Annotated in this window: 9 protein-coding genes and 1 riboswitch; of the genes, 4 read left to right on the top strand and 5 right to left on the bottom strand. The window is 72.7% G+C overall.

What is annotated here, in order from left to right; translation table 11 throughout:
• Positions 1-336 precede the first annotated feature (336 nt).
• Complete coding sequence (locus ACIPLC_RS29105) at positions 337-1,056, bottom strand: TetR/AcrR family transcriptional regulator (RefSeq protein WP_400475989.1); 720 nt, start codon at positions 1,054-1,056, stop codon at positions 337-339.
• Positions 1,057-1,166: 110 nt separating this feature from the next.
• Here ACIPLC_RS29105 and ACIPLC_RS29100 point away from each other — a divergent pair, with 110 nt between their 5' ends.
• Positions 1,167-2,768, top strand: a complete 1,602-nt coding sequence (locus tag ACIPLC_RS29100; protein ID WP_400476018.1) for an FAD-dependent oxidoreductase — start codon at positions 1,167-1,169, stop codon at positions 2,766-2,768.
• A gap of 95 nt (positions 2,769-2,863) precedes the next feature.
• Here ACIPLC_RS29100 and ACIPLC_RS29095 read toward each other — a convergent pair whose 3' ends face one another.
• Positions 2,864-3,781, bottom strand: a complete 918-nt coding sequence (locus ACIPLC_RS29095) for a LysR substrate-binding domain-containing protein (protein WP_400476017.1) — start codon at positions 3,779-3,781, stop codon at positions 2,864-2,866.
• Between the two features lie 139 nt (positions 3,782-3,920).
• Here ACIPLC_RS29095 and ACIPLC_RS29090 point away from each other — a divergent pair, with 139 nt between their 5' ends.
• Positions 3,921-5,714 carry an acyclic terpene utilization AtuA family protein gene (locus ACIPLC_RS29090; protein ID WP_400475988.1) on the top strand — a complete coding sequence of 598 codons (1,794 nt, stop codon included), beginning with the start codon at positions 3,921-3,923 and terminating at the stop codon, positions 5,712-5,714.
• Positions 5,701-7,182: a CoA transferase gene (locus ACIPLC_RS29085; RefSeq protein ID WP_400475987.1), complete on the top strand. Its 1,482-nt coding sequence runs from the start codon at positions 5,701-5,703 to the stop codon at positions 7,180-7,182. Before ACIPLC_RS29090 ends, ACIPLC_RS29085 begins: the two co-directional genes overlap by 14 nt.
• A 19-nt stretch (positions 7,183-7,201) precedes the next feature.
• Here ACIPLC_RS29085 and ACIPLC_RS29080 read toward each other — a convergent pair whose 3' ends face one another.
• Complete coding sequence (locus ACIPLC_RS29080; RefSeq protein WP_400475986.1) at positions 7,202-7,984, bottom strand: MerR family transcriptional regulator; 783 nt, start codon at positions 7,982-7,984, stop codon at positions 7,202-7,204.
• 51 nt (positions 7,985-8,035) lie between these two features.
• Positions 8,036-9,304, bottom strand: a complete 1,269-nt coding sequence (locus ACIPLC_RS29075) for a serine hydrolase domain-containing protein (RefSeq protein WP_400475985.1) — start codon at positions 9,302-9,304, stop codon at positions 8,036-8,038.
• A gap of 280 nt (positions 9,305-9,584) precedes the next feature.
• A riboswitch (cobalamin riboswitch) is annotated at positions 9,585-9,807 on the top strand.
• 164 nt (positions 9,808-9,971) lie between these two features.
• On the opposite strand from ACIPLC_RS29075, the gene metE reads away from it, so the two are divergent.
• Positions 9,972-12,287, top strand: a complete 2,316-nt coding sequence (gene metE / locus ACIPLC_RS29070; RefSeq protein WP_400475984.1) for a 5-methyltetrahydropteroyltriglutamate--homocysteine S-methyltransferase — start codon at positions 9,972-9,974, stop codon at positions 12,285-12,287.
• A gap of 235 nt (positions 12,288-12,522) precedes the next feature.
• Here metE and ACIPLC_RS29065 read toward each other — a convergent pair whose 3' ends face one another.
• On the bottom strand, positions 12,523-13,818 hold the full coding sequence (locus ACIPLC_RS29065; protein ID WP_400475983.1) for a hypothetical protein: 1,296 nt from the start codon (positions 13,816-13,818) through the stop codon (positions 12,523-12,525).
• Positions 13,819-14,154: the final 336 nt, after the last annotated feature.

Here is a 14,154-nt window from a genome sequence, read left to right as displayed (position 1 = left end):
CGGCAGGCCTCTCCCGCCCCCTCACATCGTTGTCCGACTTGAATGTCCTGCCCAGAGGGCTCTTTCGGACAATGCGCCGCCGCCGCAGAGTTACCGGCATCGGGGGGTTCGCCGGAACACCTCGTGGCGTTCGGGGGACGGCCCGGTGGCAGCCGCTCGCCACCGGGCCGAGCGCCGAGTCCTACGGGGTCGAGCCCGGCACCGTCACCGCGAACACCGCCGTCCTCAAGCGTGCCGCCGTTGGCGCCCCGGGCCGCCAGCCGGGCGACGTACAGGCCTGACCGCACCCGCGCGTCGCTCCGCCCGTCGCCCCGGCCGGTTTCGGAACGACACGCCCTAGCGGTGGGCGAGGCCGTCGATCATCAGGGAGAGGGTGAAGTCGAAGCGGTCGTGGCCGGTGCCGGCGGTGAGTTCGGCGGCGTGGCGGGTGGTGTGGGGGAAGGTCTCGGCGGGCAGGGCGGTGAGGCGGCGCAGCAGTTCGTCGCGGTCGAGGACCCAGGCGTCGTCGTGTGCTGCCCGCTGGCGCATGATCGAGACTTCGAGGCAGTAGGCGGCCACGTACAGCAGGAGGGCGTCGACGGCCCAGGCGGCGGCCTGCGGGGCGACGCCGCCGGCGAGCAGGATCGCCAGCATTCCTTCGCTGACGCGCATGGTTTCGAGGTCGGTGGGGGCGATGGCGAGCGCGGCGCGGGAGATTCCGGGGTAGTCCAGGTACTGGTCGCGGATCCGGGTGCACACGCCGCGGATCTGGTCCCGCCAGGCCGTGGGGTCGGGTTCGGGCAGGGCGAGCGCGGCGCACAGCCGTCCGATGAGCAGTTCGTCGAGGTCGGCCTTGTTGACGACGTGGGCGTAGAGCGAGGCGGGGCCGGTGTCGAGGGCGCCGGCGAGGCGGCGCATGGTCAGTGCCTCGTAGCCCTCGGTGGCGATGACGCCCAGCGCGGTGTCGACGACCTGTTCCACGGTGATCGGGGCCTTGCGGCGCCGCGGCCTGGGGTCGGTTTCGGCCTCGGGGTTCGGCGGCTGGTGGCGTGCCGCGCGTCGCTCTCTCGGGTTCACCCGACCATCATAGCTTGACACGAACGCCGTTCGTTTATAGAACAGTGTTCGTGACTAGGAATGTGAACCAGGATGCGAAACAGGCTGTGAACCGGGCCGCGCACCAGGACGTGGACGTGACCGTCGTCGGCGCCGGGCCGGTGGGCCTCGTGCTCGCCGCCGAGCTGGCGCTCTCCGGGGCGACGGTGCAGGTGCTCGAACGACGCGCCGAGCCGGACGGGTCGATGAAGGCGGGGGCGATCAACGTGCCGACGGCCGAGGCGCTCGACCGCCGCGGCCTGCTGCCGGCCGCCGAACAGGTGCAGCGGGAGCAACTCGAACGCGTGGGGTCGTTCGCCCGCGCGGTCGACCAGCCGCCCGGCGGCGGCCGACGAGCGCGCGCACCCCGCTTCACCGGGCACTTCGCGGGGATGGTCCTCGACGCCGGCCTCGTGGACTGGTCCGACGCCGACCTCGCCGCGCACACCGCCGTCGACGGAGCGCGGATGGTGCCGCAGCGCGAGCTGGAGGAACTGCTGGCCGACCAGGTCGCGCGACTGGGCGTCGCGGTGCGTCGCGGGGTGGAGGTCACCGCACTCGAAGACACCGGCGACGGCGTGCTCGTCGGCACCACCGCCGGCACGGTCCGCACCGGGTGGCTGGTCGGGTGCGACGGCGGGCGCAGCACCGTGCGTCGCCTCGCGGGCATCGCCTTCCCCGGCACCGACCCCGAACTCACCGGACACCTGGCGGTCGTCGACCTCGCCGACCCCACGGTGCTCGCGGACGGATGGGTGTGGTCGACCAAGGGGGCCTACCGCTACGGGCCCCAGCCCGGGCGGGTGGTCACCGTGGAGTTCGACGGCGCTGCCGCCGACCGCTCCGCGCCGGTCACCCTGGAGGAGGTGCAGGCCAGTCTGCGCCGGGTCTCGGGCACCGACGTCACGCTGACCGCGCTGCGCGGCGCCGCGACCCGCTGGAGCGACAACGCCCGCCAGGCCGCGGCCTACCGCTCGGGGCGGGTGCTCCTGGCCGGCGACGCCGCGCACGTGCACTCGCCGTTCGGCGGCCAGGGGCTCAACCTCGGGATCGGCGACGCGATGAACCTCGGGTGGAAGCTCGGCGCCGTGGTCGCCGGGTGGGCGCCCGAAGGGCTGCTCGACACCTACGACGCCGAACGCCGCCCCCTCGGCGCCTGGGTGCTGGACTGGACCCGGGCCCAGATCGGGGTGATGCGCGGGGACGCCAAGTCGGCCGCGCTCCGGGAGGTCGTCGCCGACCTGCTGGGCACGGGGGCGGGCACGACCTACGCGGTCAAGAAGATCTCCGGGGTGACGCAGCGCATCGACCTGCCCGGCGACCACCCGCTGGTCGGGCGGTACGTCCCCGACCTGTGGCTGGCGGACGGCTCCCGGCTGGTCGACCACGGTCACGGCGGCGGGTTCCTGCTGCTCGACCGCACCGCGGACGGCGCGTTCGCCCGCCTCGCCGGGGCCTGGGCCGGGCGGGTGACCAGCGTGTCCGACGTGACCGACGCGTCCGACGTGACCGGCATGACCGACGACCACGCGGCGCCGACCGGGGTGCTGGTACGCCCGGACGGGGTGGTCGCCTGGGCCTGCGACACCGCCGGCATCACCGCCGGCACCGGCACCGGCACCGGCCTCGAAGCCGCCCTGCGCCGATGGGCGGGCGCGCCGTCCTCCTCACCCGGGCATGAGCCGGTGCGCTGAACTCCGCTGCGCTGAACTCCGCTGTGGTGAACGCCGTTGCGGTGAACGCCGGTGCGCCGAACCGTGATGCCGGCGTCCCGCCCGCTCCTGCGGCGTCACCTCGGCAGGGGGCCGTGGGTGGTGGGCAGACCTTCGGCGAGGGTGGCGGCCAGTTCGGCCAGCATCTCGCCGGGGCCGGGCCGGTCCTGGTGCCAGGCCGCGACGGTGGTGAGGGTGAGGTCGCTGCCTTCGATGGTGAGGGTGACGACGGGCTCGCCGGTGAAGGCCTTGCCCGTGGTGCTGCCGCCCAGGGCGATGAGGGTGAACGCCTGGCCGGCGGCGACCAGGTGGGCCAGGCCGCCGAAGTTGTCTCCGTCGAGCCTGATGCGCTTGCGGACCGCGACCCGGGTCAGGACTTCGTCCAGTCGGCGGTAGATCTCCGGTGCGGCGTCGTAGCCGATGGAGGCGAACGGCAGGTGGGCGAGCTCGTCCAGCCGCACCGTCGTGCGTGCGTCGAAACCCGTCCCGCGCCCGACGACCACGGCCACCGGGGCCGTCTCCAGGTCGAGGGTGCGGATGCCGGGGCCGGTGACGGGACCGTGGAGGAAGCCCATGTCGATCTCGCCGGTGAGCAGGGAGCGCACCAGGGGCTCGGTGCTGGCGGGGCGCAGCCGGAGGAGGAGGTCGGGGTGCCGGTCCGCGACGGTGTTCAGGAAGCCGGTCCGCAGTTCGGTGGACACATCGGGTGCGATGCCGATGGTCACGGTGCGTGGACTGGTGCCGGCCGCCGTGCGGGCGAGGCCGGGGAGGGCGTCGAACCGCCGGATCGTGTCGCGGGCCGCCGGTAGCAGCGCCTCGCCGGCGGGGGTGAGTTCGACCTTGTGGTGGGTGCGGACGAACAGGGGGGTGGTGAGCTCGCGTTCCAGGTCCCTGATGCGCTGGCTCAGCGGGGAGGTCGCCATGTGCAGGCGTGCGGCGGCGCGGGTGAAGTTCAACTCCTCGGCGACGGTCACGAAGTACCGCAGGTGCAGCATGTCCACCGCCTCAACATACGCCCACCTGCCACGTGACCGGTGCGGTCATACGCGTGTGCGGGGATTGGTCGTGGCCGAAGGGGGCGTCCGCTTCTAACGTCGGAGGGGAAAGGTCCACCCCGAGAGGAAGGTGTTGACCATGAGCGGTCGACCCATTCGCATCGCCAACTTCTCCGGCTACCTGGGAGACCGGTACACCGCCATCGACGAGGCCGTGGCCGGTGACCCGGTCGACGTCCTGGTTGGGGACTACCTCGCGGAGATCACGCTCGCGGGCCTGTCCGCGCAGTACCAGGAGGATCCGACCCGGGGCTACCCCGAGTACTTCCTCGACCAGCTGCGGCCCAACCTCGCCACGCTGGCGCAGCGGCGGGTCAAGGTGGTGACCAACGCGGGCGGCTTCCACCCCGCCGCCTTGGCCGAAGCCGTCCGCGGTCTGGCCGCCGAGGAGGGCGTACGCGTCAACGTGGTCCACATCGAGGGCGACAACGTGCTGCCCCGGCTGCCCGAACTGGCTGGGGCCGGGCACCTGCTGGAGAACCTCGACACCGGCCGGCCGCTGTCGTCCTGGGGCGCGGCGCCCATTTCGGCCAACGCCTACCTGGGCGGCTGGGGCATCGCGCAGGCGCTGGCCGAAGGCGCGGACATCGTCGTGTGCGGGCGGGTCACCGATGCGTCCCTGGTGCTGGGCCCGGCGGCGTGGTGGCACGGATGGAACCGCACGGACTGGGACAGGCTGGCCGGCGCGGTCGTCGCCGGGCACATCATCGAGTGCGGCCCGCAGGCCGTCGGCGGAAACTTCTCCGGGTTCACCGGCATTCCGGGCATGCTCGTCCCCGGTTTCCCGATCGCCGAGATCGCCGCGGACGGCAGCAGCGTGATCACCAAGCACGGCCGCGACGGCGGGGCCGTCACGACCGACACCGTCACCGCCCAACTCGTCTACGAGATCCAGGGGCCGCGCTACCTCAACCCCGATGTCACCGTGCACCTGGACGACGTCCGGCTGTCCCAGGCCGGCCCCGACCGGGTCCAGGTGTCCGGGGCGGTGGGCTCGCCTCCGCCGCCGACGACCAAGGTCGCGGTCTTCGCCCAGATCGGCCACACGATCGTGAACACCGTCTACGTCACCGGGACGGAGGTCGACGAGAAGGTGGACCTGCTGCGCGCCCAGATCGGCAGGGACCTGCCCGCAGGCGTGGACGAGCTGGACTTCACCAGGATCGGGGTCGCGGCCACCGATCCCGAGACGCAGTGGGACGCGACGGTCGCGCTGCGGGTCATGGCCACCGCACGGGACCGTGAACCGCTGGAGCGTCTCGACCTCGCGGGCCGGCTCAGCAGTCTGTACCTGCAGAGCATCCCGGGCTTCTTCCTCGACGGCGCGGGCACGCTCGCGGTCGCCCCGAAGCCCCGGATCGACTACTGGCCCGCGCTGCTGGACATGGCCGCCGTGCCCCACCGGGTGGTGCTCCAGGACGGCCGCGCCATCGACATCGCGCCGCCGGAGCAGACCGCGACGGTGCGCCAGCCGGTTCACCCGGAGCCTGTGGAAGCTCCGTCGGCCAGCGGGGTGCGCCGGGTGCCGCTGGGCACTGTCGCGTACGCCCGCAGCGGCGACAAGGGCGGCAACAGCAATGTGGGGATCTGGGCCCGGGACGCCGCGGCCTGGCCGTGGCTGCGGCAGGCGCTGAGCACGGCGGAGCTGCGTCGGCTGCTGCCGGAGGTGAAGGACCTCGACGTCGTGCGCCACGAGTTCCCGCAGCTGCGTGCGGTGCACTTCATCCTGCGCGGGCTGCTGGGGACCGGCGGTTCGTCCAACCTGCGCGTCGACCAGGTCGGCAAGGCGGTCGGGGAGTACCTGCGCGCCAAGCACGTCCTGGTCCCCGAGGCGCTGCTGACCAGCGGAAAGGGTTCCGATGACGCTCACTGACCGGGTCGCCCACGCGGTCGCGCACCCGGCGGCCGACGACGCCTTCGACCCGCACGCCCAGCTCGCCGAAGTGCTGGCCGGAATCGGGATGAGCCCGGCCGACACCGGCGGCGCCATCCGGTTCCACGGCGCGGACCCGGTGGTGCCGAGCACACTGCGGCTCGGCGCGGCGTCCGCCATCGCGCTCGTCGCCAAGTCCGCAGCCGTCGCGAAGCTCTGGCGACTGCGCGGCGGCCCCGGACAGGACCTCTCGGTGGACCTGCGGGTGGCCCCGCACCGGCTCTGCCCGTTCTACGACCGCACCTGGGAGCTGCTGAACGGCTATCCGCCCGAAGACTCCGCGAATCCCTCCCAGGCGCTGGGCTTCCGGTTCTACCGCACGGCGGACGATCGCTGGGTCATGCCCCTCAATCCGTATCCCAGGATCAAGGTCGCCGCCCAGCGACTGCTGGACGTCCCGGACGACCCGGACCGGGTGGCGACGGCCATCGCCCGCTGGAAGGCCCGCGAACTGGAGGAGGCCGCCGTCGCGGCCGGAGTGGTCCTGCCGATGCTGCGGACCACCGGCGAACTGCTCGCCGAGCGGCACTACCGCGAGGCCCTCGCCGACCTCCCCCTGATCGAGATCACCAGGATCGCCGACAGCGCGCCGGAACCGTTCCCCGACGGTGCCGTCGATCCGCTGTCCGGGATCCGGGCGCTGGGCATGGGCCATGTGATCGCCGGCGCCGGCCTCGGCCGGGCCCTCGCCCTGCACGGCGGCGACGTCCTCAACCTGTGGCGCCCCGGCGAATTCGAGCACGACCTCACGTACGCGAGCGCCAACGTCGGCGTACGGTCGGCGACCGTGGACCCCTACCGGGAAGAAGGCGCCCGGCGGATCAGGACACTGCTCGCCTCGGCGGACGTCTTCTACGCCAACCGCAGGCCGGGGTACCTGGACAAGATCGGCCTCTCCGCGCAGGAGGCCGCGCACCTGCGCCCCGGGATCATCCACGCCACCGCCTCGCTGAACGGTGAACGGGGCCCCTGGGCGGACCGCGTGGGCTTCGACCAGACAGCGGGAAGCCTGGTCGGCATGATGCTGCTCGAAGGGGACGGGGAACGCCCCGCGCTGCCGCCGGTCCTGGTGGTCAACGACTACATCGTCTCCTGGCTGATGGCCGCCGGTGTCGTCGAGGCGCTCACCCGCCGGGCCACCGAGGGCGGCAGCTACCGGGTGCACGTCTCACTGACCCGCGCCGCACTGTGGATCCTCGGCATGGGCGTGTTCGACCGGGACTACGCCCGCGAGACCGCCGGACGCGGCGAGGAGCACGCCTACCTGGCTCCGGAGACCTTCACGGCGGACACGCCGCTCGGGCGCTATCAGGGCGTCACCGACCAGGTGCGGATGTCCCGCACCCCCGGCCGGTACCGCACCGTCCTCGTACCCCGGGGCTCCTGCCGCCCGCAATGGGAGCAGTGACGCCGCGACCCCGGGCCGGTCAGGGGGAGTCCGGCCCGGGGATGCGGACGCTGGCGGAGCGGAGCCTGGTCTCGACGAGTGCGACCAGGCGGGCCCCGGCCGATCCCCGGGCTTCGCCGTGGTGGGCGATCAGCTTGTACCGGGCCGCGGCCTCGGTGCGGGCTTGCAGGCCGGTCACGATCTTCAGCTGTGCGGGGTTGGCGAGGAAGTGGTCGGCCGCGGCGGTGGCGAGTTCGGCGATCCGCGGGTCGTCCGGGTCCCAGGCCGTGGCTTCGTAGCCGCGCTTGAGCAAGGCGACGAACCGGGTGTCCTGCAGGGCGTGTTCGACGTCGGCGAGGTAGCCGTCGAAGCCCTCCGGGACGAGGGCTCTGGCCAGCACCCAGCCCTCCCTGGTGGCCGCCACCTCGTCCGGGGTGAAGCCGAGGCCGGGCATCCGCTCCAGCAGTGCCACGGCGCGGTCGGGCAGCAGGGCCCGGTCGCCGTCGGCGAGCCGGTGCAGCGTGTCGCGTCGAACGGTCAACTCCTCGATCCGTTCGGTGAGTTGCCGCTCGACGTCGGCGAGCGTGGTGGAGAACAGCGCGGCGTCGGCGTCGAGCAGGGGCCCGGTCTCGGCCAGCGGCACCCCGGCGGCGGCCAGCGTCCGGACCTGCACCAGCCGCAACAGGTCGGCCGATCCGTACCGCCGGTACCCGGAGCCGTCGCGTTCCGGCTCCCCGACCAGGCCGAGCTTGTGGTAGTGCCGCACCGTCTTCACCGTGACGCCGACGAAGGCCGCCGCCTGCCCGATCGTGACTCCGTTCATCCGCCCATCCTGCCCCGTGTTCGAGCTCGGCGGCTACCGTGACCTCGGCGGCTACCGTGATCTCGTCGACTCCTTCGAGCTCGGCGGCTGAGCGGAGCACCTCAGAGCGTCGGCCGGGCCGGATCGGCCTGCCCGCCGCAGAACACCTCGTCCGCAGAACACCTCGTCGACGAGCCGGTGCATCGCCGCCTGGAACGCCCCGCCGATGGACAGATCGGCGTCGTCCACGCAGTTCAGCGCGGCGGTCAGGGTCTTGCTGCCGTCGGGTGTGCTGTACATCAGCGCCGCGTGGCCCACGGCGGCGCCGTTGTGGGAGATGACGGTGCCGCCGCCGTCCGTCTTCACCACGAACACGCCCAGGCCGTAGTCCATGTTCGGGATGCCCGTCGGGTGCGGGGTGCACATCTCGGCCAGCAGCGGGGCCGGCAGGAGCCTGCCGCCCAGCAGCGCGGAGATGAAGGTGTGGAGGTCCCGGGTGGTCGAGATCATGTCGCCGCCGCTGGAGATCCAGGAGGGGTTCTGGCGGGTGATGTCGATGGTCCTCCGTTCGCCGGCCTCCTCGTACCGGTAGTAGGCGTGGGCGTGCGGCTCGGGGATCTCCGGCGAGGCGTCCGGCGCCACGGTGCCCGACAGCCCGAGCGGCCCCAGGATCAGCCGCCGCATCTCCTCGGCGACCGGGCGGCCGGTGACCTTCTCGATCAGCAGCCTGGCCAGCACGTAGTTGGTGTTGGAGTAGCTCCAGCCGGCCCCCGGTTCGAACCGGGCCGGCTTGGACAGCGCCAGCCGTACCAGCTCCTGCGGCCGGTAGGTCTTGAAGCGGTCGTCCACCCACTCCCTGCCGGTGGTGCTGTAGGGGATGGCGATCCCCGGCACGATCGTCCCGTCGTCGTAGACCTCGCCGGTGTGGTTGAACACCCCGCTGGTGTGCTGCAACAGCATCCGCACCGTGATCCGCTCGTCCAGCCCGAACCCGGGCAGGTGGTCCGCCGCCGGGGTGTCCAGCCCGATCCTGCCCTCGGCCACCAGGTGCAGCACCAGGGTCGCGGTGAAGGTCTTGGTGTTGCTGCCGATCCGGACGTGCCCGTTCGCCGGCGGCTTCGCGGCGCCGCCCAGTTCGGCGGCCCCGGCGCTGCCGACCCACTCGCCCCGCTCGTCGTGCACGCGCAGCGACACCCCGACGAAACCGGAGTCGACGATCTCCTCGATCGCCTGCTGTAGCCCTGGGCGGTCCTGCCCGGCGGCGGCGGCCGTCGGCGACTCGGCGCCGTACGCGGGGGTCCGCAGGGTGCTCCCGTGCTGGCCGGAAGAGGTGAGGGACATGGTGGTGTGCTCCTTCGCATCGGTGCTGCCCGGGTCGGCGTCGTGCCGCTGAGAGGAGCTTCCGCCCTGACCCGAGGTCAACCTCAACGGTGATCCGGCTCACAGCCGCCTCCCGGGCCCGGGGCGGCTCCGGGAGCGGGGCGCCGGCCCGTTCGGGCGGCCGCCGAAGCTCGTACGCGTCCGGCCGCGTCCCGCACGGCGATCGCCGTGGGCCAGGCGACGGCGTCTCACCATGCGAACAGCTGCCGCGATTTCCGCTTCGGCCCGCGCGTTTTGCCCCTAAGCTGACGGCGCAGCTGGTTCGCCCCGTCCGCCAGGCAGGGCGTCGCAAGAGGGAACCCGGTGGGAATCCGGGACTGCCCCGCAGCGGTGAGTGGGAACGACCGCCGTCATACGCACTGGGCCCGGATCGGGTCTGGGAAGCGACGGCCAGTAGGTACCGGACGCCAACAGGCCCGGTGCGCCCACGAGTCCGAAGACCTGCCCGCTGCCCGCCCGCGGACCGTTCCGCGTGCGGACATCCCGGTGACCTCGAGGGCGGGTCGGCGAACACACCAGGCGGATCGGGCCCGCGCGTCCACGGCGGCCGCCGCCCGGTTCGTCATCCCTTCGCGCTCTCGTCCCGTCCCCGGGCACTTGAGGAGACAGACTCGCGAAGGAGAGTCCCTTGACAGCGAAGTCCGCAGCCGCGGCGACCAGGGCCACCGTGTACGGCTACCCCCGGCAGGGCCAGGGCCGGGAGCTGAAGAAGGCGATCGAGGGGTACTGGAAGGGCACGGTCACCGCCGACGCCCTGCGGGACACCGCGGTCGGCCTGCGCCGGGAGAACTGGGCGCAGCTCGCCGAGGCCGGTGTCCGGGAAGTGCCCACCGGCGACTTCTCGTTCTACGACCACGTGCTGGACACCACGGTCGCCGTCGGCGCGATCCCGGCCCGCCACCGGGCGGCCGTCGAGGCGGACGCGCTGGACGGCTACTTCGCGATGGCGCGCGGCACCCAGGAGGTCGCGCCGCTGGAGATGACCAAGTGGTTCGACACCAACTACCACTACCTGGTGCCCGAACTCGGCCCGGACACCGTCTTCACGGCCAACCCGGACAAGGCCGTCGGGGAATTCCGGGAGGCACTGGCGCTCGGCCACGAAGCCCGGCCGGTCCTGGTCGGCCCGCTGACCTACCTGCTGCTCGCCAAGCCGGCCCCCGGTGTCGCCGAGGACTTCCAGCCGATCACCCTGCTGGACCGGCTGCTGCCCGTCTACGCGCAGCTGCTGGCGGACCTGAAGGCGGCCGGGGCGCAGTGGGTCCAACTGGACGAGCCCGCCCTGGTGCAGGACCGCACCCCGGCCGAACTGAACGCCGCCGCCCGCGCCTACCGTGAGCTGGGCGGCCTGCCCGACCGTCCGAAGCTGCTGGTCGCGAGCTACTTCGACCGTCTGGGCGAGGCCCTGCCGGTGCTGGCCAAGGCCCCGGTCGAGGGCCTGGCGTTGGACTTCACCGGCCCGGCCGTCGGGAACCTGGACGATCTGGCCGCCGTCGGCGGGCTGCCCGGCAAGCGGCTGGTCGCCGGGGTGGTCGACGGCCGCAACATCTGGATCAACGACCTGGAGAAGTCGCTGGCCACCCTGGCGACCCTGCTCGGCCTCGCCGAGCGGGTCGACGTCGCGCCGTCCTGCTCCCTCCTGCACGTGCCGCTGGACGCCGCCGCCGAACGCGACGTCGACCCGCAGATCCTGCGCTGGCTCGCCTTCGCCAAGCAGAAGGCGAGGGAGGCGTCGTTGCTGGCCCGGGGCCTGCGCGAGGGCACCGGGGCGATCGCCGCCGACCTCGCCGCCAACCGCGCCGACCTCGCCTCGCGCGCCAAGTCGCCGATCACCCACGACCCGGCCGTCCGCGCCCGTACCGCCGCCGTGACCGGGGCCGACGCCCGGCGGGCGCAGGCCTACCCCCAGCGGGCCGAGGCCCAGCGCGCCCGGCTCGGCCTGCCGCTGCTGCCGACCACCACGATCGGCTCGTTCCCGCAGACCTCCGAACTGCGCATCGCGCGGGCCGACCTCACGGCGGGCCGGATCGACGCCGCCGCGTACCGCGAGCGGATGGAGACGGAAGTCCGGGAGGTCATCGCCTTCCAGGAGAAGGCCGGGCTGGACGTCCTGGTGCACGGCGAGCCCGAGCGCAACGACATGGTCCAGTACTTCGCCGAGCAGCTCACCGGCTACCTGGCCACCCGGCACGGCTGGGTCCAGTCCTACGGCACCCGGTACGTGCGCCCGCCGGTCCTCGCCGGGGACATCTCCCGCCCGCACCCGATGACCGTCGACTGGTTCCGCTACGCCCAGGGCCTCACCGACCGCCCGGTCAAGGGCATGCTCACCGGACCGGTCACGATGCTCGCCTGGTCCTTCGTCCGCGACGACCAGCCGCTCGGCGACACCGCCCGCCAGGTCGCCCTCGCCCTGCGCGACGAGGTCACCGACCTGGAGGCCGCGGGCGCGGCCGTGGTCCAGGTCGACGAGCCGGCGCTGCGCGAGACCCTGCCGCTGCGCGCCGCCGACCGCCCTGCGTACCTGGACTGGGCCACCGAGTCCTTCCGCCTGGCGACCTCCGGCGTCCGCGCCGACACCCAGATCCACACCCACATGTGCTACGCCGAGTTCGGCGCGATCATGACGGCGATCGACGAGCTCGACGCGGACGTCATCTCGCTGGAGGCCACCCGTTCGCACATGGAGGTCGCGGGTGAACTGGCCGGGGCGGGCTACCCGCGCGAGGTCGGCCCGGGCGTCTGGGACATCCACTCCCCGCGCGTCCCGAGCACCGAGGAGGCCGTGGAGCTGCTGCGCGCGGGCCTCGCGGCCATCCCCGCCGAGCGGCTCTGGGTCAACCCCGACTGCGGCCTGAAGACCCGCGGCTGGACCGAGACCCGCGCCTCGCTCGACAGCCTCGTCGGCGCCGCCCGCCACCTGCGCGCGGAGCTCGCCGGCTGACCGGCCGGTGACCACGGCGTCGGCCGGGCCGGCGGCCCGGCCTGTCTCCGGGCGAGCTGCTCCTCGCGCGGCAGCCGGTCGGCACCGGGGTGGACACGGACGTGGTGCTCGATCACGGGACTCCTCGTGAGTGTGTGACGACTCCGGGTCTTGCGTGATCGGTCAGGGGCGGCGCCGGCTTCGTGCCGACGCCGCCCCGATCACCGGCCCGCGCATGCCGGCGGGAGGAGTCCGGCTACACGAAGTCGCCGATCACCATGCCGTTGTACAGGCGCAGGGTCGACGCGAGGTCCGTCACGTAGATGTTGGGCGAACAGGACGGTCGCGTGCCCCCGAGGGGATTCTTGCAGTTCTCCCCCTTGATGCTCGCCGACAGGATTCCCGCGGCGAACTTGGTGCCCTGCGTGCCGTACGAGTACACGGGGCCGCCGCTGTCTCCCTTCCCCGCCATGTTCTTGCCGGAGACCTGGTCGAGCTCGCTCACCACGCGCGTGGTTCCCTCGATCTTCTTCTCCTGGTTCGTGCTGACGGCCTTCCCGCCGCAGACCTCCCCCATGAGCGCGCCGCTCACGCAGAACTCCATGCCGGCATAGAGGGTGCCGGGGCCGGTGAACTTCGACGTGGCCTGGGTCGTCGACTTGACCGGCCCGCCGGTGTAGAACCACGGCGAGGCCTTGTCCACCGAGATGAACGCACTGTCGTGGCGGGCGATCTCGTCCGCCACCTTGCCGATCACCAGACCGTTGCCGCTCTTGACCGTGGTGCCGGACGACACGCAGTGCTCGGCGGTGATCAGGTAGTACTGGTCGAACCCCGCGGGGTTGTACTCCTTGGGCCACTTGGCGCCGAAGGCGGATGTGCAGGTCGCGCCCTGACCCCCCACGGTGGTCTTGATGAGGGATCCGCCGAACCAGGGGGAGCTGTCCGCCTCCCGCAGACCCGTGTCCTGGGCGGCTTCCTCCGGCGCGACGGTGACGGGGATGCCGTGGGTGAGGCTGTCCGGGATCGAGGCCGTGCTCTGCGGGGAGGCCTGGGCGTTGTCCTGGGCTGCGAGCTGCGCGGCGTCGATGCCGATGTTCAGTGAGTTGCCGTCGTTGCTCGGCCCGGCGCTGATGATCTCCGCGCCGTTGACGCGGATGTCGGACGTGATGATCGCATGCGCCCGTTCCTTCAGCTCCTCGGCGTTGTAGCGCGAGGGAACGACCGAGACGGCGACGCCCCGGGCACGCTGGGCGGCGACCAGATCACCGATGTCCCGGGGAACCGCCCCCTTCCAGTAGAGGGTGTACCCCTTGTCCTGCACGGACACGGTGATGTTGCCGTATCCGGTGGCCGGGTCCAGGTGAGCCTGCCGGTTGACCTCGTCCGCGGCCTGGACGATCCGCTCCTGGGCCTCGGCGAAGGCCTCGGTGGTGGAGCCGGTCGCCGGATCGGCCGACGCGGCGAAGGCCGGCACCGACATCAACGGCGCGGAGAGGACCAAGGACGCCCCGCTGAGCAACGCAGCCAGCCGCCGTGCATGATGTGCCATCAACTTTCCTGACTGTCGGGACGATTGCGCTTCTCAGGTACGCGCACTTACGGGCTACAACGCGTCGGCCGGGTCGTCCGGTTCAGGCGCTCGCGTCGTGGTGAAGAACCACAGGGGCAGGAGGACCGCGAGGACGGCTCACCCGTACTGGTGACGCGCTGGTGACGCGCTGTTGACGAGTGGAACCGGATCGCCGGGGGCTGCACCACCGCCCCCGGCGATCCGCCGTACCGCCGGGACCTGCGGGAAGCCGCCGCAGGCGGGTGAGAGCGGACGGGCCGTCACGGGTGTGCGAGTCGCGGCAGCGGGCGCCCGGCTTCGGCCGGGAGCGGTACC

Origin of the sequence: Kitasatospora sp. NPDC086801, assembly GCF_044745805.1 — a bacterium.
GTDB lineage: Bacteria > Actinomycetota > Actinomycetes > Streptomycetales > Streptomycetaceae > Kitasatospora.
The sequence above is the reverse complement of the archived record's forward strand: the minus strand, read 5'-3'. Positions and strand labels throughout refer to the sequence as shown.

What these genes read in the sequence shown, in the direction of transcription:
- ACIPLC_RS29095 (WP_400476017.1), bottom strand. Translation starts at nt 3,781, where the DNA reads ATGCTGCACCTGCGGTACTTCGTGACCGTCGCCGAGGAGTTGAACTTC.
- ACIPLC_RS29090 (WP_400475988.1), top strand. Translation starts at nt 3,921, where the DNA reads ATGAGCGGTCGACCCATTCGCATCGCCAACTTCTCCGGCTACCTGGGA.
- ACIPLC_RS29085 (WP_400475987.1), top strand. Translation starts at nt 5,701, where the DNA reads ATGACGCTCACTGACCGGGTCGCCCACGCGGTCGCGCACCCGGCGGCC.
- ACIPLC_RS29080 (WP_400475986.1), bottom strand. Translation starts at nt 7,984, where the DNA reads ATGAACGGAGTCACGATCGGGCAGGCGGCGGCCTTCGTCGGCGTCACG.
- ACIPLC_RS29075 (WP_400475985.1), bottom strand. Translation starts at nt 9,304, where the DNA reads ATGTCCCTCACCTCTTCCGGCCAGCACGGGAGCACCCTGCGGACCCCC.
- ACIPLC_RS29065 (WP_400475983.1), bottom strand. Translation starts at nt 13,818, where the DNA reads ATGGCACATCATGCACGGCGGCTGGCTGCGTTGCTCAGCGGGGCGTCC.